The organism is Caballeronia udeis (assembly GCF_001544555.2).
GTDB classification, from domain to species: Bacteria; Pseudomonadota; Gammaproteobacteria; order Burkholderiales; family Burkholderiaceae; genus Caballeronia; species Caballeronia udeis.
The window spans coordinates 218,518-241,515 of the sequence record NZ_FCOK02000001.1 but is presented as its reverse complement, the minus strand read 5'-3'; the positions used below and the strand labels follow the sequence as shown (position 1 = coordinate 241,515).

Annotated in this window: 20 protein-coding genes; 16 read left to right on the top strand and 4 right to left on the bottom strand. The window is 60.3% G+C overall.

Annotated elements, in window-relative coordinates:
* The first annotated feature begins 79 nt into the window (after positions 1 to 79).
* From AWB69_RS01140 to AWB69_RS01115, 6 genes are all read left to right on the top strand, one after another.
* Complete coding sequence (locus AWB69_RS01140) at positions 80 to 853, top strand: L-iditol 2-dehydrogenase (protein ID WP_062081168.1); 774 nt, start codon at positions 80 to 82, stop codon at positions 851 to 853.
* A gap of 168 nt (positions 854 to 1,021) precedes the next feature.
* Positions 1,022 to 2,365, top strand: a complete 1,344-nt coding sequence (locus tag AWB69_RS01135; RefSeq protein WP_062081166.1) for an ABC transporter substrate-binding protein — start codon at positions 1,022 to 1,024, stop codon at positions 2,363 to 2,365.
* Between the two features lie 115 nt (positions 2,366 to 2,480).
* Complete coding sequence (locus tag AWB69_RS01130) at positions 2,481 to 3,416, top strand: carbohydrate ABC transporter permease (RefSeq protein WP_062081164.1); 936 nt, start codon at positions 2,481 to 2,483, stop codon at positions 3,414 to 3,416.
* A complete protein-coding gene (locus AWB69_RS01125; RefSeq protein WP_062081162.1) occupies positions 3,413 to 4,261 on the top strand; it encodes a carbohydrate ABC transporter permease in 849 nt (282 codons plus the stop codon). The genes AWB69_RS01130 and AWB69_RS01125 overlap by 4 nt, the downstream gene beginning before the upstream one ends.
* 100 nt (positions 4,262 to 4,361) lie before the next feature.
* A complete protein-coding gene (locus tag AWB69_RS01120; RefSeq protein ID WP_062081348.1) occupies positions 4,362 to 5,066 on the top strand; it encodes an HAD family hydrolase in 705 nt (234 codons plus the stop codon).
* A gap of 49 nt (positions 5,067 to 5,115) precedes the next feature.
* On the top strand, positions 5,116 to 6,237 hold the full coding sequence (locus AWB69_RS01115; RefSeq protein ID WP_062081160.1) for an ABC transporter ATP-binding protein: 1,122 nt from the start codon (positions 5,116 to 5,118) through the stop codon (positions 6,235 to 6,237).
* Positions 6,238 to 6,313: 76 nt separating this feature from the next.
* Here the strand turns inward: AWB69_RS01115 and AWB69_RS01110 are convergent, their stop codons facing one another.
* The 3 genes from AWB69_RS01110 to dalD all read right to left on the bottom strand — a co-directional run bounded on the left by AWB69_RS01110 (position 6,314) and on the right by dalD (position 10,393).
* Positions 6,314 to 7,261 (bottom strand): sugar-binding transcriptional regulator, encoded by a 948-nt coding sequence (locus AWB69_RS01110; protein WP_062081158.1) that lies wholly within the window; start codon positions 7,259 to 7,261, stop codon positions 6,314 to 6,316.
* Positions 7,262 to 7,389: 128 nt separating this feature from the next.
* Complete coding sequence (gene xylB / locus AWB69_RS01105; RefSeq protein ID WP_062081156.1) at positions 7,390 to 8,871, bottom strand: xylulokinase; 1,482 nt, start codon at positions 8,869 to 8,871, stop codon at positions 7,390 to 7,392.
* A 130-nt stretch (positions 8,872 to 9,001) separates the two neighbouring features.
* The gene (dalD, locus tag AWB69_RS01100) at positions 9,002 to 10,393 is read right to left on the bottom strand and encodes a D-arabinitol 4-dehydrogenase (RefSeq protein ID WP_062081346.1); all 1,392 of its coding nucleotides are present in this window, start codon (positions 10,391 to 10,393) and stop codon (positions 9,002 to 9,004) included.
* Positions 10,394 to 10,817: 424 nt separating this feature from the next.
* Here dalD and AWB69_RS01095 point away from each other — a divergent pair, with 424 nt between their 5' ends.
* From AWB69_RS01095 to AWB69_RS01065, 7 genes are all read left to right on the top strand, one after another.
* Positions 10,818 to 11,822, top strand: a complete 1,005-nt coding sequence (locus tag AWB69_RS01095; protein WP_082913214.1) for an AraC family transcriptional regulator — start codon at positions 10,818 to 10,820, stop codon at positions 11,820 to 11,822.
* Between the two features lie 206 nt (positions 11,823 to 12,028).
* Positions 12,029 to 12,889 (top strand): substrate-binding domain-containing protein, encoded by an 861-nt coding sequence (locus AWB69_RS01090; RefSeq protein ID WP_231936947.1) that lies wholly within the window; start codon positions 12,029 to 12,031, stop codon positions 12,887 to 12,889.
* A gap of 48 nt (positions 12,890 to 12,937) precedes the next feature.
* Entirely contained in the window at positions 12,938 to 14,464 is a 1,527-nt protein-coding gene (locus AWB69_RS01085; RefSeq protein WP_062081151.1) for a sugar ABC transporter ATP-binding protein, read from the top strand.
* A gap of 7 nt (positions 14,465 to 14,471) precedes the next feature.
* The gene (locus AWB69_RS01080) at positions 14,472 to 15,461 is read left to right on the top strand and encodes an ABC transporter permease (protein WP_231936946.1); all 990 of its coding nucleotides are present in this window, start codon (positions 14,472 to 14,474) and stop codon (positions 15,459 to 15,461) included.
* Positions 15,462 to 15,556: 95 nt separating this feature from the next.
* The gene (locus tag AWB69_RS01075; RefSeq protein ID WP_062081146.1) at positions 15,557 to 16,642 is read left to right on the top strand and encodes an alcohol dehydrogenase catalytic domain-containing protein; all 1,086 of its coding nucleotides are present in this window, start codon (positions 15,557 to 15,559) and stop codon (positions 16,640 to 16,642) included.
* A gap of 66 nt (positions 16,643 to 16,708) precedes the next feature.
* The gene (locus AWB69_RS01070) at positions 16,709 to 18,253 is read left to right on the top strand and encodes an FGGY-family carbohydrate kinase (protein WP_062081144.1); all 1,545 of its coding nucleotides are present in this window, start codon (positions 16,709 to 16,711) and stop codon (positions 18,251 to 18,253) included.
* 3 nt (positions 18,254 to 18,256) lie between these two features.
* On the top strand, positions 18,257 to 18,994 hold the full coding sequence (locus tag AWB69_RS01065) for an SDR family oxidoreductase (protein WP_062081142.1): 738 nt from the start codon (positions 18,257 to 18,259) through the stop codon (positions 18,992 to 18,994).
* A 100-nt stretch (positions 18,995 to 19,094) separates the two neighbouring features.
* Here the strand turns inward: AWB69_RS01065 and AWB69_RS01060 are convergent, their stop codons facing one another.
* Positions 19,095 to 19,922: an EAL domain-containing protein gene (locus AWB69_RS01060; RefSeq protein ID WP_062081140.1), complete on the bottom strand. Its 828-nt coding sequence runs from the start codon at positions 19,920 to 19,922 to the stop codon at positions 19,095 to 19,097.
* A 187-nt stretch (positions 19,923 to 20,109) separates the two neighbouring features.
* Between AWB69_RS01060 and AWB69_RS01055 the strand changes: the two genes are divergently transcribed.
* Genes AWB69_RS01055 through AWB69_RS01045 form a run of 3 tightly spaced genes read left to right on the top strand, consistent with a single transcriptional unit; the run spans position 20,110 to position 22,985 of the window.
* Complete coding sequence (locus AWB69_RS01055; protein ID WP_062081138.1) at positions 20,110 to 21,066, top strand: MBL fold metallo-hydrolase; 957 nt, start codon at positions 20,110 to 20,112, stop codon at positions 21,064 to 21,066.
* Positions 21,067 to 21,084: 18 nt separating this feature from the next.
* Entirely contained in the window at positions 21,085 to 22,764 is a 1,680-nt protein-coding gene (locus AWB69_RS01050; protein ID WP_062081342.1) for an FAD-dependent oxidoreductase, read from the top strand.
* Positions 22,765 to 22,775: 11 nt separating this feature from the next.
* Positions 22,776 to 22,985 carry a DUF2783 domain-containing protein gene (locus AWB69_RS01045; RefSeq protein WP_062081340.1) on the top strand — a complete coding sequence of 70 codons (210 nt, stop codon included), beginning with the start codon at positions 22,776 to 22,778 and terminating at the stop codon, positions 22,983 to 22,985.
* Positions 22,986 to 22,998: the final 13 nt, after the last annotated feature.

Below are 22,998 nucleotides of genomic sequence, written 5' to 3'. Positions count from 1 at the left end.
GAGCGTTCGCTCACCATGCCGCGTGTCAACCGAGCGTTTTTTTTCAGCAAGTCGAATCAGGGACGAACCGGAGACAGCCGTGAGATTGCAGGACAAGGTAGCTATCGTGACGGGTGCGGCCAGCGGGATTGGCGAAGCGGTAACGAAACGATTTCTGGACGAGGGCGCGAAAGTCGTCGTCGTCGATCTGAAGGACGAAACCGAGTTGGCGCAGCGTTTCCCGGAAAGCGCCGGGCGTGTGCTGGCTTTGAAGGCCGACGTCACGAAGCGCGAAGACCTGGAGCGCATTGTCTCGACCACCGTCGAGAAGTTTGGCGGCATCGACATCCTGTTCAATAACGCGGCGCTCTTCGACATGCGCCCGATCCTCGACGAATCCTGGGACATCTTCGACCGCCTCTTCTCGGTCAACGTGAAGGGCATGTTCTTCCTGATGCAACTCGTCGCGCAGCGCATGGTGGAGCAGGGCCGTGGCGGCAAGATCGTGAACATGTCGTCGCAGGCCGGGCGTCGCGGCGAGGCGCTAGTTTCCCACTATTGCGCAACCAAAGCCGCCGTGATCAGCTACACGCAATCAGCCGCGTTGGGGCTCGCCAAGCATGGCATCAACGTGAACAGCATCGCACCGGGTGTTGTCGATACCCCCATGTGGGAGACGGTCGACGCGCTCTTCGCGAAGTACGAAAACCGCCCGCTCGGCGAGAAGAAACGGCTGGTCGGCGAGGCCGTGCCGCTAGGCCGCATGGGCCTCCCGAACGACCTGACGGGCGCGGCACTGTTCCTCGTTTCAGCGGATTCGGACTACATCACGGCACAGACACTGAACGTGGACGGCGGCAACTGGATGAGTTGAGGGCTCGCCTTGCAGACGTGCAAACGCACGCAAGCATCCCAAGCCACCGCGGTGAAGATCATTAGCGAAAGTAGTTAAAGCAGCACCTGTATTACCCGAGTATCGACTGCTTCAAGCAACGCAACGCAAGACCAGCGCCCGTGCTAACGATAAAGGAGACGAAACAACATGAAACGCGCCAACTTCACCCTCAAGACCCTGCCGATACGCTCGCTCGCATTCGCTGCATTCGCCCTTGCGGCGATTGCGCCAATCGCCGCCAAGGCCGCGACCGTGACAATCGCCACGCTCAACAACCCGGACATGATCGAGTTGAAGAAGCTGTCGCCGGCATTCGAAAAAGCGAATCCTGACATTCAGCTGAAGTGGGTCATTCTTGAAGAAAACGTGCTGCGTCAGCGCGCCACCACCGACATCACCACGAACAGCGGCCAGTTCGACGTGATGGCGATCGGCACGTATGAAGCGCCGCAGTGGGGCAAGCGCGGCTGGCTCGCGCCCATGACCAACCTGCCGGCCAGCTACGATCTCGACGACGTGGTGAAGACGGCTCGCGACGGCCTCTCGTATAACGGCCAGTTGTATGCGTTGCCGTTCTATGTTGAAAGCTCGATGACGTTTTACCGCAAGGACCTGTTCGATGCCGCCGGCCTGAAGATGCCCGATCAGCCGACCTACGACCAGATCAGGCAATTCGCCGACAAGCTCACCGACAAATCCAAGGAGCAGTACGGCATTTGCCTGCGCGGCAAAGCGGGCTGGGGCGAGAACATGGCGTTCTTCTCGACGGTCGTGAATACGTTCGGCGGCCGCTGGTTCGACGAGAAGTGGCAGGCCCAGCTCGATACCCCGGAATGGCACAAGGCTCTCACGTTCTACTCGGACCTGCTGAAGAAAGACGGGCCGCCGGGAGCCAGCTCGAATGGCTTCAACGAGAACCTGACGCTGATGTCCTCGGGCAAGTGCGCGATGTGGATCGACGCCACGGTCGCGGCCGGCATGTTGTACAACAAGGCTCAGTCGCAGGTGGCTGACAAGATTGGCTTCGCGGCAGCGCCGGTCGAGGTTACGCCGAAGGGTTCGCACTGGTTGTGGTCGTGGTCGCTCGCGATTCCGAAGACCTCGAAGTCGCAAGACGCTGCGAAGAAGTTCGCAATGTGGGCTACATCGAAGGAGTACATCGAACTGGCTGCCAAGGACGAAGGCTGGGCCTCGGTTCCCCCGGGCACGCGCAAGTCGACCTACGCCAATCCGGAATACAAGAAAGCGGCGCCGTTCGGCGACTTCGTGCTGAGCGCAATCGAATCGGCAAGCCCGACCGATGCAACGCTGAAAAAGGTGCCGTACACCGGTGTCCAGTTCGTCGGGATTCCTGAATTCCAGTCGTTCGGTACCGTGGTCGGCCAGTCGATCGCCGGTGTGGTCGCCGGACAGACGACTGTTGATGCCGCATTGACTGCGGGCAACGCCGCAGCCAATCGTGCCGTGAAGCAGGCCGGGTACCAGAAGTAAGGACCCGAAGCAGCAGTAACTTGTTGCGCCTAATGTAGGACAGCGGGCCGCGCCGCTTCTGTGAAGAAGCGTCAAGCGCGCGGCCTGCGCATCATCATCGAGAGGTGACACGATCATGAGTCAACTTAATCCCCCCCTCACAGACGGTTACGCGGAATCCGCCGCAGCGCGCGACAAGAGACGCGCGAAGTCGGTCCGCTGGCTCATCATGCCGTCGACCGCCGTACTGTTCCTGTGGATGGCCATCCCGCTTGCGATGACCATCTGGTATTCGTTCTCCCGATACAACCTGCTCAACCCCGATGTCAAAGGGTTTGCCGGCATCGATAACTATGAGTTCCTGGCCACTGATCCGGCCTTCCTGCCGTCGATTGTTCACACGCTGACCCTGATCGGATCGGTGTTGCTGATTACCGTGATCGGCGGCGTGCTGCTTGCCGTGCTGTTCGACCGCAAGTTCTACGGTCAGGGTATTGCGCGGCTGCTGGTGATCGCACCGTTCTTCGTCATGCCTACAGTCAGCGCGCTGATCTGGAAGAACATGATCCTGCATCCGGTGTATGGGCTGATAGCGCAGTTGATGCGGGCGTTGGGGCTCCAGCCGATCGACTGGTTTGGCAACTATCCGCTCTTCGCGGTGATCGTGATCGTTGCATGGCAGTGGCTGCCGTTCGCGTTCCTGATTCTCTTCACGGCGATCCAGTCGCTGGACCAGGAGCAGAAGGAAGCGGCGCGCATTGACGGCGCGGGTGCGATCTCCATGTTCTTCTACATCACGCTGCCGCACTTGAAGCGCGCGATTGCCGTGGTGGTGATGATGGAAACCATTTTCCTGCTCTCCATCTTCGCTGAAATCTACACGACGACCGGCGGCGGCCCAGGCACCGCGACCACCATCCTGTCGTACTTGATCTACGCGCTTGGCCTGCAGCAATTCGACGTCGGCCTGGCTTCTGCCGGCGGCATTCTGGCGGTCGTGCTGGCGAACGTCGTTGCATTCTTCCTGGTGCGCATGCTCGCGAAGAACCTGAAAGGGGAGTACGAATCATGAGCCATCCCGTTACCGCAACAACGTCCGTGCCGATCCTCGACACGCTCAAGCGTGGCGTGCTGGGTGTGATCGCGTGGCTGTTCGCGCTGCTGCTGTTTTTCCCGATCTTCTGGATGACCATCACGGCGTTCAAGACCGAGCAGCAGGCGTATTCGTCGTCGCTGATCTTTACACCCACGCTCGACAGTTTCCGCGAGGTGTTCGCGCGCAGTAACTACTTTGCGTTTGCGTGGAACTCCATCCTGATCTCGGTCGGCGTCACGGTGATCTGCTTGCTGTTCGCCGTGCCGTGCGCCTACGCAATGGCGTTCTTCCCGACCAGGAAAACGCAGAAAGTGCTGCTGTGGATGCTCTCGACGAAGATGATGCCGTCGGTGGGCGTGCTCGTGCCTATCTACCTGCTGTGGAAAAACACCGGCATGCTCGACACGGTGTGGGGTTTGATCATTGTCTACACGCTGATCAACCTGCCGATCGCCGTCTGGATGTCCTACACGTACTTCAACGAAATCCCGCGTGACATCCTGGAAGCGGGGCGTATTGACGGCGCGGCGACATGGCAGGAAATCATCTATCTGCTGATGCCGATGTCGCTGCCCGGGCTTGCCTCTACCGCGTTGCTGCTCGTGATCCTGTCGTGGAACGAGGCGTTCTGGAGCATCAACCTCTCGAGTTCGAACGCGGCGCCGCTGACGGTGTTCATTGCGTCGTATTCGAGTCCGGAGGGCTTGTTCTGGGCGAAGCTTTCGGCAGCTTCACTGCTTGCCGTGGCGCCGATCCTGATTGTCGGCTGGTTGTCGCAGAAGCAGCTGGTGCGCGGCCTGACCTTCGGCGCGGTGAAATGAAGTGGAACCCGAGGAAGTGGAACCTGAGGAAGTGGAACCCGAGGTGGAACGCGAGGCTGATCCAGTGAACCTGAACTTGTCCCAAGCCGGCGTACCGGACGTGCTCGCTCCAGCCGATGCCTTCGACGGGCATCTGCTGATCTGCGACTGCGACGGCGTATTGATCGACAGCGAAGCGATCGCGGGACGCGTGCTCGTGCAGGAAATGGAGGCGCTCTGGCCCGGCGTGGATGCCGAGCCGATCGTCACGCCGCTGCTCGGGCTGCGGATCGAAACGGTGCTGCAGCGCACGGCTGAAGCGCTCGGCCGGACGCTCGATGCAGCCCAGATCGATGCAATCCGGGCGGTCGTTGAAGCCGCGGCCGTGGAAGGGCCGGCGGTCGACGGAATCGAGGCCGCACTGGCTGCGATCCCGCTGCGCAAGGCCTGCGCGAGCAACAGCTTTACGTCGTATGTGGAAGCCGTGCTGAACCGCACGGGCCTCGTGCGGTTTTTCGGCGAACGTTTGTTTTGCGCCGATAAAGTGCCGAACCCGAAACCCGCGCCCGACGTGTACCTCGCGGCGGCGCGGACCATGCGGGTTGCACCCGAACGCTGCGTGGTGGTCGAAGACAGCGTGACCGGTGTCACCGCGGCGGCGGCGGCGGGCATGACCGTGCTCGGTTTCCTGGGCGGCGGTCATGCAACTGAAGGACAGATTGATGCGCTGAAACGTGCTGGCGCAAGTGTCGTGTTCGACGAGATGGGGCATCTGCCCACGCTCGTCGGGCAGTGGCTGCAAAACGCAAGCTTCGAACTGCCGTGAGCGTCTTGCTCGCAGAAAACGAAGCCAAGTTAAAGACGGAGACTCCATCATGGCAAGCCTGAATCTGCGCAACATCAACAAGCGCTACGAAGAAACCGAAGTGATTCGCAGCGTGAACCTCGATATCGCCGACGGCGAGTTCGTCGTGTTCGTGGGCCCAAGCGGTTGCGGCAAATCCACCCTGATGCGGATGATCGCCGGTCTGGAAGATATCACCGGCGGCGACCTGACCATCGACGGCGTGCGCGTGAACGACGTGCAGCCGGCCAAGCGCGGGATTGCGATGGTGTTCCAGTCGTACGCGTTGTATCCGCACATGACGCTGTACGACAACATGGCTTTTGGCCTGAAGCTGGCCGGTACGAAAAAGCCGGAAATCGATGCAGCCGTCAAGCAGGCTGCGAAGATCCTGCACATCGACCATTTGCTCGACAGGAAACCTAAGCAACTGTCGGGCGGGCAGCGTCAGCGGGTGGCGATCGGCCGTGCGATCACGCGCAAGCCGAAGGTGTTCCTCTTCGACGAACCGCTGTCCAACCTCGACGCGGCGTTGCGCGTGAAGATGCGCCTGGAGTTCGCGCGGCTGCACGACGAGCTCAAGACCACGATGATCTACGTGACGCACGATCAGGTGGAAGCCATGACGCTGGCGGACAAGATCGTGGTGCTGTCGGCGGGGAACGTGGAGCAGGTCGGTTCGCCGAACCAGCTTTATCACGCGCCGCAGAACAAGTTCGTGGCGGGTTTTATCGGCTCGCCGAAGATGAATTTCCTGAACGGCGAAGTCACGCAGGTGTTGAGCGACGGAATCCTGGTGAAGTACGCGACGGGTGAAACGCAACTCGCCGCCGTCGAACCGGGCAACGCCAAGGTGGGCGATGCGGTAACGGTCGGGATTCGTCCGGAGCATTTGCATGCGGGCACGGCGGCAACGCTTGAGCACGGCGTTTCATCGAAGACGATGGCCGTGGAGTCGCTCGGCGATGCCGCTTATCTGTACGCGGAGTCTTCCGTGGCGCCGGAGGGGATAATTGCGCGCATCCCGCCGCTGGAGCGCCATTCACGCGGCGAAATGCTGAAGCTCGGCGCGACGCCTGAACATTGCCATCTGTTCAACGCAGACGGGATTGCGTATCAGCGGAAGATTGTCGAGGTACTCTCGGCAGCGTGAGTTTGCATTCTTCGATGTAAAAACGCCCGGGTCATCAACGGCCCGGGCGTTTCTTTATGCGGTGACTAAAACGCTCTCAGTCGTCCAGCGCCGCCTGCGCGCACAGCTCATCGGTCACCAGCCCCGACAGCCATTTACCCTGCAACGCGGCAATCACGGCTTCACGTTTTCTCAAGCCGCCCGCGAACCCGATAGTCGGCCGCTTCGGCGGCGCGTCCAGGCGCAAGCTGGTCACACGCTCACCGGTCGTTGATTGCACCCGCACGCCTTGCGCGTCGATGGGCAAGCCGAGCAATTCAGCCACCGCACCAGCCTGCATCATCTCTTCCACTTCGGCGGTCGTGATGAAGCCATCCTCATGCAGCGGGCAATTGATCCCGATATTTCCGATCCCGATAAACGCGACATCGGCGTTTGCGGACAGCGCATCGACAATCCGGTACAGCCGGTGATTGCACCATTGCTCGCGCTCGGCCCGGCTGTCGGCCATCAACGGCGCGGGCAACATGAAATGCTTGCCGCCGGTCTTCTCGGACAGGTGCTGTGCGACGTCGTAGCGGTTCGAGGAGCCGTCCTGGGCAATAGCCCCTACCATCGACACCAAGCGGTGCTGCGGACGCTCCAGTTGCCCGATTTGCGCCACCACGGCCTTCAGGGTCCGGCCGGTGCTGATCGAGATCACCAGCGGTTTTTCATCGGCGAGATAGCGTTCCATGACCTGCGCGCCCGCGACCGCCAGTTTGCGGTCCACTTGCTCGGGAGAGTCCCCGTCGACGGGGACGACTTCGCACATCGACAAGCCGTATCGCTTCGATAACTTCGCGGCCAATGCGAGGCAATCGGCAATCCGGTGGTCCACGCGCACGCGGATCAGGTTCTTTTCGACCGCGAACGCGACCAGCCGCTGCGCGACGGGCCGCGAGATCTGCAGCTTCTCCGCAATTTCATTCTGCGTATTGCCCGCGACGTAATACAGCCACGCGGCGCGGGTGGCGAGATCGAGTTTTTCGTTGGACTTGGGCACGGTGGCTCGATGTCTGGGTCGTTCGTGTCGAATACAAAGAGAATCGCGCGCCGTAAAGGCACGCGAAAGATCGACATTGTGCACGCTCGGCGCCTGCGGACAAAAACTCCCCGGTGTCTTTTAAACCATCACGCGAGCCGCGGGCGCGCCGGATCGAACAACGGACGCACGTGCTGATACAACTCGCGAAAACCCTTCAGCCGTTGCCGCAGGATGGCGTGGCGTTCCGCGTTGGGGATGAACTCGTCCTTCACGGGTGGTTTGGCAAGCACCACGGCCGGATCGCCGCCCGCGGCCAGCCAGCCGAGCCGTGCAGCGCCAAGCGCCGCGCCGGTCTCGCCGCCGCCATGCGTGCGCGTGCGCGTATTGAGGGCGTCGGCTAATAACTGGCCCCAGTATTTGCTGCGCGCACCGCCACCCAGGAGCGACAGCGCGTGCACTTCGGTGCCGGCGGCCTGCAACGCGTCGAGGCCATCGGTCAGCGCAAGCGTCACGCCTTCGAGCACCGCGTAACCGAGCAATGCGCGGTCGGTTGCGTGGGTCATGCCGAAGAACACGCCTTGCGCGTAGGGGTCGTTATGCGGCGTACGTTCGCCGCTGAGATACGGCAGGAAGAGCGGCGCGATCTCGAGCGCGGCGGGATCAAGCGCGGCGATTTCAGCGAGCAGCGTGGGCTCGTCGGTGGAGGTGAGCTTGCAGACCCAGCGCAGGCAGCTCGCAGCCGACAACACCACGCTCATCTGATGCCAGCGATCGGGAATGGCGTGACAGAACGCATGCACCGCCGACGATGGATTCGGCCGGAAGCGGTCGCCGACCACGCACAGCACACCCGACGTTCCAAGCGACAGGAAACCATCGCCCGGTTCCGTTGCGCCGATACCCACCGCGCTCGCCGCGTTGTCGCCGCCGCCGGCCGCGACGACCACGCCATCGCGCAATCCGAGTTCGCGGGCGAGCGCGGGCAGCAGGGTGCCCGACGGCTCGCTGCCTTCGGCCAGCGCCGGCATCTGGGCGCGTGTCATGTTGCAGGCGGCGAGCAGTTCATCCGACCAGTCGCGGCGCGCGACGTCGAGCCACAAGGTACCGGCGGCGTCCGACGGATCGGATACTTTCGTGCCGGTCAGATGCAGCCGCAGATAATCCTTCGGCAGCAACACGCACGCGGTCCGGTTGAAAATGTCCGGCTCGTTGTGCTGCACCCATAGCAACTTCGGTGCGGTGAAACCGGGCATCGCGAGATTGCCGGCGATTTCGTGCAACCCCGACGCGCGCTCGGTCAACTCGTCGCATTCCTTGTCGCTGCGCATGTCGTTCCAGAGGATCGCCGGCCGCAGCACTTGATCCTCGGAATCGAGCAGCACCGCGCCGTGCATCTGTCCCGACAAACCGATACCGCGCACCTGTGCGAACTCCTGCGGGAATTTATCGCGTAAAGCGAACAGCGCGGCGCGTGTGCCGTTCCACCAGTCAAGCGGATTTTGCTCGGACCAGCGGGGTTTGGGACGCGAAACGGTGAAGGGGGTGCCCGCCGTGCCGACGACGCTGCCGTCGCTCGCGAGCAGGAGAACTTTGACTTCGGAGGTGCCGAGATCGATGCCTAAATACATGGACGAACCCTTGATGAAGGCTGAAAGCCGCGAGAAACCGGAGGCGCTAATGTAGCGCCGCTGCCGGTGTTACGCCATTGGCAATAACACCGGACGGGCACGAAGAGGGGTGAAACGAAGCGTGAGATGCTCAGGCCCGCTTGGCGAGCCACGCATCGACACGGCCAAGCGCCGCGCGCAGCACACGTTCGAGATCGGCGCTTTGCGCGAGACTGCCCCAGAGCAGTTTATCGGCGACGAAAGCCTTCACCGGGTCGTCTGCTTCGAAGAAAGCGTGCGCGGTGGCGGGGTCCATCACGCCGTCCTGGTACGCGTACGGCAGCTTGCCTTCATGCCAGCGTTCGAGGAAGCGGAAGAACAGGGCGGGCAACATCGCGGTGGCGTTCGGATCCACGTGGCGCGCAAAACATTCACGCAAGGTCGGCGCGATAAAGCCGGGGATCTTCGAGAAGCCATCGGCGGCCACGCGTTGATTCGTGTCCTGGATATAGGGATTGACGAAGCGGTCGAGCACCACATCGCGGTATTTCGCGAGGTCGATCGGACTCGGCGACAGGCACGGAATCACGTCTTCGGTGACGTAGGCCTCGGCGAGCGCGCGGACGTCGGCGTCTTGCGTGCCTTCGTGAATGTATTGATGGCCGACGAGCGTCCCCGCCCAGGCAATACAGCTATGCGTCGCGTTGAGAATACGGATCTTGGCTTCTTCGTAGGGCAGCACCGAGTGGACCATTTCCGCACCGACGTTCTCCCATGCCGGCCGCCCCGCAATGAATTCGTCCTCGATCACCCATTGGATAAACGCTTCGCCCATGACGGGGGCTTTATCGTCGAAACCGGTTGCAGCCAGCACGCGTTCGCGGACATCGGGCGTGGGGCGCGGCGTGATGCGGTCGACCATCGCGTTCGGGCATGACGTATTCGCAATCATCCAGTCGCGCAGGGCAGTCTCGCCGCGCAATTGCAGGAATTCCAGCATGCCGGCCTTGAAACGATCGCCGTTGCTGCGCAGGTTGTCGCAGTTTTGCAGCGTCACCTTGCCCGCGTTCTGCTTCACGCGGGCGTCGAGAATAGCGGCCAGCGCGCCATAGATGGTCGTGCGGGCACCTTTCAGGTCGGCTGCCAGATCGGGATTTGCTGTATCCAGCTTATGGTGTTCATCGAGGTAATAACCGCCTTCGGTCACCGTGAACGATACGATCTTGCACTCCGGCGCCGACCCCGCCGCGACCAACGCGTTCAGGTCTGCTGCCCACGGCACCACCTTCGTGATCGAGCGAATGGTTTCGTACGCACGCTCGCCGTGCGGCGTGACGGTTTCCAGCGTATAGGTGCCGTTCTGTGCGGCCAGTGCTTCCAGCACCGCATTCATGTCGCCGCGAATATTGCCGACCGTCAGCGACCAGCGCGTGTCGCCGGATTCAATCAGCTTGTGCAGGTACCACGCCTGATGCGCACGATGAAAAGAACCCGCGCCGATGTGCAGGATCACGTCGGCGGCTGCCTGGCTTTCGGTAGTCATGTCGTCCTTCCTCTGATCTGGATGCGCCGCATGCGGTGCGGGGCGCTGTGCTGTGTCTCGTTGTCGTCGAACGGATTGGGCGTCGGGCCAAATTCGCGTTGCGTCGATCATTTGCTCGTTCTGTGAGCGAATGATCGTATTCGATTCGATGAAAGTCAAGGCACTGCGCAGCATTTCCGTTTGTGTTTTTGCGTGATTTTTTTGAGGCAGGGTGACGATGCTTTGCGGGCATTCGCGCGCTATTGCATTGCACAAAATTTGTTGCTCGAGCCCCTACGGACTAACCCCAATGCAAAAAAGTATCGGCGGGCCGTGTCATTTTCAGTGGTGAATTAACCGTGACAGGGATAATTTTCAGTCATGGCAGGCGCGAACCGTTTTTATCCGCGGCGCCGAAAACAAAAGCGGATCAGGAGGAAGGCAGATGCACGCAATACCGAGTGCCCCGTCGTGCCGGTGCGGAACGTGCGGTTATTGCCGCGCAGCGCGCACGGACGCGCGCCGGGCCAACATTTTCCAGCCGGATCTTGAGGTGGTCGCGGTGGCGCGCGACGAATCGTTCAAGGTCTGGTCGCACGGTTATCCGTACCGCACCGTGCGCTGGCATTTCCATCCCGAGTATGAAATCCAGCTCATCACCACGACGAGCGGCAAATACTTCGTCGGCGATTACATCGGCAACTTCGTGCCCGGCAATCTCGTGATGATGGGATCGAACCTGCCGCACAACTGGGTGAGCGACGTGCCGCCAGGCGAGCATGTCGACGAACGCTGCCTGATCCTGCAATTCGATGCGGAGTTCGTGGTGCGTGCCATCGACGTATTCCCGGAACTGAAGCGCGTTGAAGCTTTACTCGATGCGTCGTGCTGGGGTCTTCTGTTCACGCCGGAAACGGGCGCGGCGGCCGAGCCGATCATGCGCGAGATGCTTGGCGCGCAGGGTATGCGGCGCATCACGTTGTTCCTGGCGCTGCTCGACCTGCTCGTGCAGAGCGCCGACCCGGTGAAGCTGGCCAGCGCGGCGTATCGCGCGGACCCGGCGAAGTATGCCGAGACGCGCATCAATCACGTGCTGGCTTATATCGGCAAGAACCTCTCGCAGGAACTGCGCGAATCCGAACTCGCGGCGCTCGCGGGACAAAGTGTCAGCGCGTTCTCGCGATATTTCCGCCGCCACACAGGGCTGCCTTTCGTGCAGTACGTGAACCGGCTGCGTATTAATCTCGCGTGCCAGCTGCTTATGTCGGGCGAACTCAATATCACGGACATCTGTTATCAGGTCGGCTTTAATAACCTGTCGAATTTCAACCGGCAATTCCTGTTGCTCAAAGACATGTCGCCGTCGCGATGGCGTGCGTACCAGCAGCTCAATGCTGCAAGCGCGACCGAACCGTCTGACGCTGCACAGGCCCTCGACGTGTCCGTCTAGCGCTTTTTTCTTAACCGTAGACCGCGAAACGCGGTGCTTGCAAAAGCACCGCGCGGAATGAGCTCGTCCTCGCGGTTTCAGCTTTGCCATGAAGTGCGTCAAGTCAAACCCAGTCCAATCAATAACAGATGGAGACAGCCATGAACGCTTTCCTTTTCCCGAAGAAACTCGCCTTCGCCACGTTAGGTCTTGCTACGGCGCTTGCAATGTCCGCCGCCCACGCCGCTGAGCCGCTGAAGATCGGCATGACGTTCCAGGAGCTGAATAACCCGTATTTCGTCTCCATGCAAAAAGCGTTGAACGAAGCGGCGGCATCGATCGGCGCGCAAGTGTTCGTGACTGACGCCCACCACGACGTCAGCAAGCAGGTCAGCGATGTTGAAGACATGCTGCAGAAGAAGATCGACATCCTGCTCGTGAACCCGACTGACTCCACCGGCATTGTCTCGGCCGTGAACTCGGCGAAGAAGGCCGGCGTGGTGGTCGTGGCTGTCGATGCGAACGCGAACGGCCCGGTGGACTCGTTCGTGGGATCGAAGAATTACGACGCGGGCGTGATGTCGTGCGAATACCTGGGCAAGGCGATTGGCAGCACGGGTGAGGTGGCCATCCTCGACGGCATTCCGGTCGTCCCTATTCTGGAGCGCGTACGCGGCTGCAAGGCGGCACTCGCCAAGTTCCCGAACATCAAGCTTGTCGATACGCAAAACGGCAAGCAGGAACGCGCGACCGCGCTGAGCGTGACCGAGAACATGATCCAGGCGCATCCGAATCTCAAGGGCGTATTCAGCGTGAATGATGGCGGCTCGATGGGCGCGCTTGCGGCGATTGACGCATCGGGCAAGGACATCAAGCTGACGAGCGTAGACGGTGCGCCGGAAGCCATCACGGCCATGCAAAAGCCGGACTCGAAGTTCATTGAAACGTCGGCGCAGTTTCCGCGCGACCAGGTGCGTATTGCAATTGGGATCGCTCTTGCGAAGAAGTGGGGCGCCAATGTGCCGAAGGTGATTCCTATTGACGTGAAGCTGATCGACAAGAGCAATGCCAAGGGCTTCAGCTGGTAAGCGATTTTCATATCACGCATTTAATGCACGGTCCGGCAGGTGACCAGGATGAACTCCATTCTCAGACTCGACAACATCACGAAGAGCTTCCCCGGCGTGAAGGCGTTGCAGGGCATTCATCTCGACGTCGCCGCCGGTGAAGTGCACGCGCTGCTCGGCGAAAACGGCGCGGGAAAGTCCACGCTGATGAAAATCCTCAGCGGCATTTATCAGCCTGACGAAGGCACGATCACGCTCAACGGCACGACCCGTACCTTCACGGATTATCACGACGCGGTGGCGGCGGGTATTGGTATCGTGTTCCAGGAATTCAGCCTGATTCCGTTTCTCAACGCGGTCGAAAATATCTTTCTCGGGCGTGAGCTGAAGAAGGGTTTCATGCTGGATCGAGCGGCCATGCGGCGTTCGGCGGCGGCAATTTTTGCGCGGCTGAAAGTGGATATTGACTTGTCGGTGCCTATCCGGGAGTTGTCGGTGGCACAGCAGCAGTTCGTCGAGATCGGCAAGGCGTTGTCTCTTGAAGCGCGCATCCTGATCCTCGATGAACCCACCGCCACGCTCACGCCTTCCGAAGCGGAACATCTCTTCGACATCATGCGCGAGCTGAAAACGCAGGGCGTTGCGATGATCTTCATTTCGCATCACCTCGATGAGATTTTTGAAGTCTGCGATCGCATCACGGTGCTGCGCGACGGCCAGTATGTCGGCGATACAGCCGTCGCCGATACTGACGTCGGCCGCCTCGTGGAGATGATGGTCGGCCGCAAGATCGAGAACAGCTTTCCGCCGAAGCCCCCGCCACGAGCCGATGCAAAAGCCGTGCTCGAAGTCGAGACGCTGCAGATCGACAAGGACGGGCCCGTCAACGCATTCGTGTTGCGTGAAGGCGAGATCCTTGGCTTCGCGGGTCTGGTGGGGTCGGGTCGTACGGAGACCGCGCTCGCGGTGATCGGCGCCGATCCCGCCCATGTGAAGAAGGTGAAGATCAACGGGCGGGAGACGAAGCTGGCGGACCCGGCTGCGTCACTCGATGCGGGTATCGGCATCCTGCCGGAAAGCCGCAAGACCGAAGGGCTGATCACCGACTTCTCGATCAAGCAGAACATCTCGATCAACAACTTCGGCAAGTACGTCCAAGCGCGATTTTTCATCGATCAACGCAACGAAGCGCGTACGACCGCCGCGATCATGAAGCGTGTGGGCGTGAAGGCGCCGACCATGAACACGCAGGTGTCCACGCTCTCCGGCGGCAATCAGCAGAAGGTGGTGATTGCACGCTGGCTGAATCATCACGCGAACATCCTGATCTTCGACGAACCCACGCGCGGCATTGACGTGGGGGCGAAAGCCGAGATCTACGTGTTGATGCGCGAGCTGACCGGGCGGGGTTACGCAATCATCATGATCTCGTCGGAGTTGCCGGAGATCGTGGGCATGAGCGATCGCGTGGCTGTGTTCCGGCAGGGTCGCATAGAAGCCATTCTTGAAGGTGAGCAGATCACATCGAATGCAGTCATGACGCACGCGACGACGGCCAGTGCCGCGTCGGTCGGGCAGGGAGTCAGCCATGAGTAAATTAACGATGGAACCTAAAATCGCCACAGTCGATTCGGTATCGCCCGGCGCACCCGTGCGATTGACGTGGGCCGGTCTTAAACGATCAACCATCTTTTATCCGTTCGTCGGACTGGTGGTCGTGTGCCTGGTGATGGTGTTCGCGAGTAACAGTTTCCTGTCGGCGGCGAACATCGAGAACATCGCGCGGCAGGTGTCCATCAACGCGATCATCGCAGTGGGCATGACGTGCGTGATATTGACGGGAGGCATTGATCTGTCGGTGGGGTCGGTCATGGCGCTGTCCGGCACGCTGGCGGCCGGCTTGATGGTATCGGGCATGAACGCGGTGGCGGCGCTCGTGGTCGGCATTGCCGTGGGACTTGGCTTTGGTGTGGCGAACGGCATCTTCGTCGCGTTTGCCGGCATGCCGCCGATCATCGTCACGCTGGCGACCATGGGTATCGCTCGCGGGCTGGCGCTGATCTACACGGGTGGTTATCCGATCGACGGCTTGCCTGACTGGGTCGCCTTCTTTGGTAACGGCAAGGTGCTGGGCGTCCAGATGCCCGTGGTCATCATGCTCGTGGTCTACCTGCTTGCGTGGGTGTTGCTCGAGCGCATGCCGTTCGGGCGATACGTCTACGCAATCGGCGGCAATGAAGACGCCACGAGGTTGTCCGGCGTGCGCGTGGCGCGGGTGAAGCTGATTGTGTACGGACTGGCGGGGCTGACATCGGCGCTGGCGGCCATCGTCCTCACCGCGCGGTTGATGAGCGGGCAGCCTAACGCCGGGGTTGGTTTTGAGCTCGATGCAATCGCGGCGGTGGTAATGGGCGGGACCTCCATTTCCGGCGGGCGCGGCTCGATCGTCGGCACGTTGATTGGCGCCTTGCTGCTGGGCGTGCTGAACAACGGCTTGAACATGGTTGGTGTGAACCCGTATGTCCAGAATGTGATCAAGGGCGGAATCATTTTGCTGGCGATTTACATCAGCCGCGATCGACGCCGTAAGTGATTAAAGAAGCGGTCATGACCAGAGACGGAAAACCCTTGTTTAAAGGTGTTTTCCGGGAAGAACCACGAACCTGCGCAGAACGAGACGAGAGCACTATGAGCACATCAAACGAAGCAACCCGGATGACCGCAATTGTTTGCCACGCGCCCAAGGATTACCGGGTCGAGTCGGTACGGCGACCAACGGCCGGGCGCAATGAACTGGTTATTCGCATTGCCGCTTGCGGGATATGCGCGAGCGATTGCAAATGCCACTCGGGCGCCAAGATGTTCTGGGGCGGCCCCAGCCCCTGGGTCAAGGCACCGGTCATTCCGGGGCACGAGTTCTTTGGATACGTCGAAGAACTGGGGGAAGGCGCGGCAGAACATTTCGGCGTGGAGCTGGGCGAGCGTGTTATCGCCGAGCAGATCGTGCCTTGCGGAAAATGCCGCTATTGCAAGTCGGGGCAGTACTGGATGTGCGAAGTGCACAACATCTTCGGCTTCCAGCGCGAAGTGGCGGATGGCGGAATGGCCGAGTACATGCGTATCCCGCCGACTGCCATCGTCCATAAGATTCCGGACGGTATTTCGCTGGAGGACGCCGCGATCATCGAGCCGTTGGCGTGCGCGATCCACACGGTGAATCGTGGTGACATCCAGCTGGATGATGTGGTTGTAATTGCGGGCGCGGGACCGCTGGGGTTGATGATGACGCAGGTCGCGCATCTGAAGACACCGAAGAAACTGGTGGTAATCGATCTAGTGGAGGAACGCCTGGCGCTGGCGCGCGAATACGGCGCGGACATCACGATCAATCCGAAGAACGAAGATGCATTGGCGATCATCAAGTCGATCACGGATCAATATGGATGCGATGTCTATATAGAAACGACGGGTGCACCCATAGGCGTGTCGCAGGGTCTGGACATGATCCGAAAGCTGGGGCGTTTTGTTGAGTTCTCGGTGTTCGGAAGTGATACGACGGTTGACTGGTCGATCATCGGCGACCGGAAGGAACTGGATGTGCGGGGCGCGCACCTTGGGCCGTACTGCTACCCCATCGCGATTGATCTGTTGGCGCGTGGCCTGGTTACATCGAAGGGTATTGTGACGCATGGCTTTTCGCTTGAGGAATGGGACGAAGCGATCAAGGTGGCGGATTCACTGGATTCCATCAAGGTCTTGCTAAAGCCGCGATAATATAAAAAACCAGAAAAGCCCTGCAAACAAGCGGGGCTGAAAAGATCGAGACGTGGAGCAAGCGCAATGGCTTATGTAATAGGCGTTGATATTGGCACCCAGAGCACGAAGGCATTGTTAGTCGACGTGGAAGGAAAGATCGTCGCCCAGCATTCGAGTGCATACCATCCCGACACGCCACGACCATTGTGGGCGGAGCAATGGCCTTCGGTCTGGCTGGATGCGGTCAAGGCGACGATCAAGGCCTGCGCGGAAAAAGCCGCCGCGAAGGGGATAGCCCGAGAAGACATCAAGGCTATCTGCATAAGCAGCTTGTATGGCGGTTCCGGGATTCCTGTAGATCAAGAAAAACGCGCGTTATATCCGTGCCTGATCTGGATGGACCGCCGGGCGACGCAGGAAGTGGAGTGGGTCGAGAAGAGCATCGATACCGCCCGCCTTAAGCAGATCACGGGCAATGGCATAGACAGCTATTACGGCTATACGAAGATGCTTTGGCTGAAGAACAATCATCCCGAGGTGTGGAGCAAGACCCAATACTTCCTGCCGCCCAACGCGTACATCATTCGTGAGCTGACGGGAGCGTTGGCGGTGGACCATAGCTCGGCGGGGAATATCGGCGGGGTGTACGACATAGAGAAGCGTGGGTGGTCGGAAGAAGCGCTGACCATGCTCGGCATTCCAGTGGAGATGATGCCATCGCGGTTAGTGGATTCGTCAGAGATAGTGGGTGGACTGTTGCCTCAATGGGCCGCTGAACTTGGATTGAAAGAGGGCACGCCGGTGATTGCGGGTGGAGTGGATGCAGCGGTTGCAACTTTCGCAGCAGGCGTGACGCGCGCAGGCCATCACGTTGCCATGATCGGTACGAGCATGTGCTGGGGGTATATCAATCAGAGCGTCGATGCGAGTCATGGCCTGATCAGCATGCCGCACGTCTACAACTCGCAGAAGGACATATACATTTTCGGCGGCGCTATTACCGCGGGTGCGTCGGTCACTTGGTATCGCGAACAGTTTTGTCGTGCAGAGACAGAAGCCGCTAAAGCGACCCCTCACGGCGATCCGCATCGGTTGCTGGAAGAAGCTGCGGCGAACATAAAAGCGGGCTCCGATGGAGTGGTCTTCCTGCCCTACCTGATGGGTGAGCGCAGCCCCGTGTGGGATGCAAAAGCCAGTGGCACATTTGTTGGCCTGAGCCTGTACCACACACGTGCCACGCTGTATCGCGCGGTTTTGGAGGGCGTGGCATTCGCGCTCAGGCACAACATGGAGGCGGGTCGCCGAGGTGCGCAATCGCTTGACGACAAACTTATTGTGGTCGGCGGTGCGGCGCATTCGGACTTGTGGATGCAGATCATCGCCGATGTCACGGAGTATCCGGTCTGGTCAATCGAAGAGGAGGTGGAAGCCGCGATGGGCGCCGCGTTGCTTGCGGCATTAGGCACGAACCTGATCACGCGGGAGACCGCTGAGGGCGGCTGGGTCACGCTGGTCGAACGCGCGAAGCCGGACGCGGAGCGGCAGAAGTTGTACGCGGAGCGCTTTGGTGTTTATGTCGATTTATATCCGGCGTTGAAGCCGATCATGCATCGCTTGCAGGCATCCTGAATCATGCAGACACACTTCGATTTCAACGGGCGGTCGGTGCTGGTTACGGGGGCATCGAGTGGTATTGGACGGACGACGGTCGTTCATTTGCGTGCGGCGGGTGCGCGGGTGGTGGCGGCGGCGCGCAACCTGGATGCGTTGCAAACGCTCGCAGATGAAACAGGCTGCGAGCCGTTGGTTCTTGATGTATCCGATCCGGCGCAGATAGCGCTTGCGTTGAAAGACCTCGATGCTTTCGATGGTCTCGTCAATTGTTCAGGCACGACGGCGTTGGATAAGGGCGTTGATTTTTCTGCTGCGGATTTCGATCAGCTCATGGCGGTGAATGCTCGAGGTGCTGCGCTCGTTGCGCAGCAGGTCGCGCGAGGGATGATAGCGGCGGGCAAGCACGGCAGTATTGTGAATGTATCGAGTCAGGCGGCGCTGGTGGGGATTGAAGATCACCTTGCGTATTGCGCATCGAAGTCTGCACTCGATGCTATTACGCGCGTGTTGTGTCTGGAACTTGGGCCGCATGGAATTCGCGTGAACAGCGTCAATCCGACTGTCACGCTTACCCCGATGGCAATCAAGGCATGGAGCGAACCCGCTAAACGTGATCCCGCGTTGAAGGGGATTCCGTTGGGGCGTTTTGTTGAGCCGGACGAAGTGGCCGCGCCCATTTTGTTTTTGTTGAGTGACGCCGCCGCGATGATTTCAGGCATCGTCATGCCGATCGATGGCGGGTTTACTGCGAGGTGAATTTTCCGTGGTGGCTCGCTATGTCCACCACTGCCCGTGCTCGTCAGATAGCCCACTGGCCGGCGTTGTTGCCGCTGGTAGGCGAGTGCGAACGAACCCTTCAAACCCGTCCGGGAACAATCGCATGAGCCTCAAACGCGGGCCCTTGCACAAAACTCACTTCGAATTGCTGAAGCGCTTCGAACTGCGCTTCGTCGTCGACGTGGTTGAATATCAGCGGAATCTTCAGCCGGTGCGCATAGCCAACCAACGGCTTTACCACTGAATCCCGCAACGCCAGACCCGCATCCATCTTGATGAAATCCAGCCGCGCCATGTCCGACACCGACATGATCTGTCCGGCATTGGGCAAATTTCCCGCAACCTTGAACCCGTACTTCTGATAACTCTTCACGAGATACCCGAGGAAGGTCTTATGCGCGACCGCGGCCGGCGGCAACTCGATGACGATCCTTGCCGGGTTCAACCCAAACTCGATCAACACGGAAGAAAAGTGCTTGCCGTGGTCATATTTCACGCTCTTCAGCAGACGCTCGTGCACCCTCAGGAACAACAACCCCGGCCGCTGCGCGCCAAAGAAATTAAACGCGTGCAATGCGCGTGAGAGCCGGTCGAGTTCGACCAGCTTCGGGTCGTCGTCGAGTTGCGCGAACGGATCAAACGACGCCCCGTCGCCGGTGAGCGTCATCGCCTGGAAGCCGAGTTCATCGCCGAATCGTTCGGCACTTTCCACCGACGCCGTCAGCGATTGCGGCAGCCCTCGCGTGGTGACATCGAAGATAGGTTCGTAGGCGCTCGCCAGGCAAAACCCTTCGTAGAACGCGATGGCCGTGCCCGCGCTCGCTCCGTCGCCCATGACAATGCGCGCGCCGGGAAACGGGTAATCCGCGGCACGCGAAACGAGTTGCTGGACGGTTGGCGCGATCATGAAGACGAGTATGTAGGAGGTATAGCGTCGATGGTAGCAGTGCCGCGGGTGGTGCCTTGCACAAAATCCACATATTGATATGAGCCGAAACCAACTCGCCGCGTATGACTAGGGTTAACATTAATTTCACTTAACGTAATTCGTTTTACTATGCGTAATTGAAATGGCAAACTATCAGGAGACTCGCATGGCAGCTGAGAAGAAATTTGCGTCGCAGGCCGACCTCACGGAAAAGAAGGTGACGTTCGAGCGTCTCTCCGAGCACGCCTATGCGTACACGGCGGAGGGTGATCCGAATACGGGCATTGTGATTGGGGACGACGCGGTGCTCGTCGCCGACACGCAAGCCACGCCGGTCATGGCGCAGGACGTGATTCGCCGGATCCGCGAAGTGACCGACAAACCCATCAAATATGTGCTGCTCACGCACTATCACGCGGTGCGGGTGCTCGGTGCGTCAGCGTATGGCGCGCAGCAGATCATCGCGAGCCAGGACACGTACGACCTGATCGTCGAGCGCGGCGAGCAGGACATGAAGAGCGAGATCGAGCGTTTTCCGCGCCTGTTCAACGCGGTGGAATCGGTGCCGGGGCTCACGTGGCCAACGCTCACCTTCAAGGGCGAGATGACGCTGTGGCTCGGCAAGCTGGAAGTGAAGATCATGCAACTCGGCCGGGGTCACACCAAAGGCGACACGGTGCTGTGGCTGCCCGAGGACAAGGTGATGTTGTCGGGCGACCTGGTTGAATACGGCGCGACGCCATATTGTGGCGACGCCTATTACCAGGACTGGCCCGCAACGCTCGACGCGCTCGCGGCCTTCAATCCCGAGAAGCTCGTACCGGGCCGTGGCGCGGCGCTGAAGACGCCGCAGCAAGTGGCGGACGGTATTGCGGGAACCCGGGCTTTCGTGAGCGAACTGTTCAACCAGGTGAAGCTGGGTGCAGCAGCGGGCAAGGACCTGAACGAGATCTACAAGCTCACCTATGCCGCGCTCAAGCCGAAGTTCGGCGACTGGGTCATCTTCGACCACTGCATGCCGTTCGACGTCACGCGCGCTTTCGACGAAGCCACGCGATATCGCGATCCGCGCATCTGGACGGCGCAGCGCGACAAGGAAATGTGGGAAACGCTCGAAAGCTGAATGGCGACGACAACGATCATGGCTATCGACTTTCAGGCGCTCACATTCGAGTACCGCCGCTCACCCGACCAGGACGGCCATCAGAACGCCCCCGCGCCGCCGCATCCGGTTGTTGTGATCGGCGCGGGGCCGGTGGGTCTCGCGACCGCGATCGACCTCGCGCAGCAGGGCGCGCCCGTCGTGCTGCTCGACGATGACCACACGTTGTCGTCGGGATCGCGCGCCATTTGCTTTGCGAAGCGCACGCTTGAGATCTTCGATCGGCTCGGCTGCGGCGAACCAATGATCGCGAAGGGCGTGAGCTGGAACGTCGGCAAGGTGTTCCTGCAAAAGGAACTGCTCTATGCGTTCGATTTGTTGCCCGAAGCGGATCATGCGCGGCCCGCGTTCATCAATCTGCAGCAGTATTACGTCGAAGGGTATCTGGCTGAGCGGGCGCGTCAGTTGCCCTTGCTCGATGCCCGCTGGCATAACAAGGTCACGGGCATCACGCAATCGGATGAATGCGTTTTGCTGCAGATCGAGACGCCTGACGGTCCGTACACGCTGCGAGCAAGTTACGTAGTCGCCGCTGACGGCGCGCGTAGCCCGGTGCGTGCGCTCATGCATCTCGATACCCACGGCCGCACCTTCAAGGACCGCTTCCTGATCGCCGATGTGCGGATGAAAGCCGACTTCCCGACCGAGCGCTGGTTCTGGTTCGATCCGCCGTTTCATCCGAATCAATCGGTGCTGCTGCATCGCCAGCCGGACAACGTGTGGCGCATCGATTTCCAGCTGGGCTGGGACGCCGACCCCATCGCGGAGAAAGCGCCCGAGCGGGTGATTCCGCGTGTGCGCGCGTTGCTCGGACCCGACGTCGAATTTGAACTGGAATGGGTGAGCGTCTATACGTTCCGATGCCAGCGCATGGACAAGTTTCGTCACGGCCGCGTGCTGTTCGCTGGCGATTCGGCGCACGGCGTGTCGCCATTCGGCGCGCGCGGCGCGAACAGCGGCGTGCAGGACGCGGACAATCTTGGCTGGAAGTTGAAACTGGTGATCGATGGTGATGCACCCGATGCTTTGCTCGACACCTACGCCAGCGAGCGTGAAGCCGCCGCCGATGAAAACATCCGCCACTCCACGCGTTCGACCGATTTCATCACGCCGAAGAGCGATGTATCGCGTGTGTTCCGCGACGCTGCTTTGCGGCTTGCGAAAGATTGCGCGTTTGCGCGGCGGATTGTGAACAGCGGGCGGTTATCGACGGCTTCGGTGCTGCATGACTCGCCGCTGAACACGCCGGATCGCGATACCTTCAATTGCGCGCTCGTGCCGGGTGCGGTGGCGGCGGATGCGCCTGTGTTTTTTGGCGGCCAGAACGCATGGTTCTTGCAGCGCATGGGGTCATCGTTTGCGGGTGTACTGTTTGGTGAATCCGCAGATGCCTTGACCGCGCTGCAAGATCTGCGTCCGCCAGTGAAGCTTGTCTTGATCGTGCCGTCAGGTTCCGAGGTCAAAGTGCGCGAAGGCATTGAAGTACTGGAAGACGTGAAGGGTCTGCTGGCCCAACGTTTCGATGCGCATCCCGGCACGTTCTATCTCCTTCGCCCTGACCAGCACGTCGCCATGCGCGCCCGTCGCCTCGATCCTCACGCCGTGCGCGAAGCACTCTCCCGCACGACTTGCTCCCTGAACGAAACCCAGCCTGCATGATGAGGTCCGCCATGCTCGATACCACCCTGCGTCTCGCCGATCCCGATGCCTTCTATGAAGCGCTGATTGACATGCATCGCGATCTTGGCAACAACGAAAGCCAACTGGTGAACGCGAAATTGATCCTGCTGCTGTCGAACCAGATCGGCGATATGGATGTGCTGCGCGAAGCGATGTCGATGGCCCGAAGCGGTGTTGCGGCCTCAACCGCCAGGGTATGAAATTGTAGAAAAG

What these genes read in the sequence shown, in the direction of transcription:
- AWB69_RS01090 (WP_231936947.1), top strand. Translation starts at nt 12,029, where the DNA reads ATGTCCGCCGCCCACGCCGCTGAGCCGCTGAAGATCGGCATGACGTTC.
- AWB69_RS01085 (WP_062081151.1), top strand. Translation starts at nt 12,938, where the DNA reads ATGAACTCCATTCTCAGACTCGACAACATCACGAAGAGCTTCCCCGGC.
- AWB69_RS01065 (WP_062081142.1), top strand. Translation starts at nt 18,257, where the DNA reads ATGCAGACACACTTCGATTTCAACGGGCGGTCGGTGCTGGTTACGGGG.
- AWB69_RS01055 (WP_062081138.1), top strand. Translation starts at nt 20,110, where the DNA reads ATGGCAGCTGAGAAGAAATTTGCGTCGCAGGCCGACCTCACGGAAAAG.
- AWB69_RS01045 (WP_062081340.1), top strand. Translation starts at nt 22,776, where the DNA reads ATGCTCGATACCACCCTGCGTCTCGCCGATCCCGATGCCTTCTATGAA.
- AWB69_RS01135 (WP_062081166.1), top strand. Translation starts at nt 1,022, where the DNA reads ATGAAACGCGCCAACTTCACCCTCAAGACCCTGCCGATACGCTCGCTC.
- AWB69_RS01125 (WP_062081162.1), top strand. Translation starts at nt 3,413, where the DNA reads ATGAGCCATCCCGTTACCGCAACAACGTCCGTGCCGATCCTCGACACG.
- AWB69_RS01070 (WP_062081144.1), top strand. Translation starts at nt 16,709, where the DNA reads ATGGCTTATGTAATAGGCGTTGATATTGGCACCCAGAGCACGAAGGCA.
- AWB69_RS01080 (WP_231936946.1), top strand. Translation starts at nt 14,472, where the DNA reads ATGGAACCTAAAATCGCCACAGTCGATTCGGTATCGCCCGGCGCACCC.
- AWB69_RS01130 (WP_062081164.1), top strand. Translation starts at nt 2,481, where the DNA reads ATGAGTCAACTTAATCCCCCCCTCACAGACGGTTACGCGGAATCCGCC.
- xylB (WP_062081156.1), bottom strand. Translation starts at nt 8,871, where the DNA reads ATGTATTTAGGCATCGATCTCGGCACCTCCGAAGTCAAAGTTCTCCTG.
- AWB69_RS01060 (WP_062081140.1), bottom strand. Translation starts at nt 19,922, where the DNA reads ATGATCGCGCCAACCGTCCAGCAACTCGTTTCGCGTGCCGCGGATTAC.
- AWB69_RS01095 (WP_082913214.1), top strand. Translation starts at nt 10,818, where the DNA reads ATGCACGCAATACCGAGTGCCCCGTCGTGCCGGTGCGGAACGTGCGGT.
- AWB69_RS01075 (WP_062081146.1), top strand. Translation starts at nt 15,557, where the DNA reads ATGAGCACATCAAACGAAGCAACCCGGATGACCGCAATTGTTTGCCAC.
- AWB69_RS01115 (WP_062081160.1), top strand. Translation starts at nt 5,116, where the DNA reads ATGGCAAGCCTGAATCTGCGCAACATCAACAAGCGCTACGAAGAAACC.
- dalD (WP_062081346.1), bottom strand. Translation starts at nt 10,393, where the DNA reads ATGACTACCGAAAGCCAGGCAGCCGCCGACGTGATCCTGCACATCGGC.
- AWB69_RS01050 (WP_062081342.1), top strand. Translation starts at nt 21,085, where the DNA reads ATGGCTATCGACTTTCAGGCGCTCACATTCGAGTACCGCCGCTCACCC.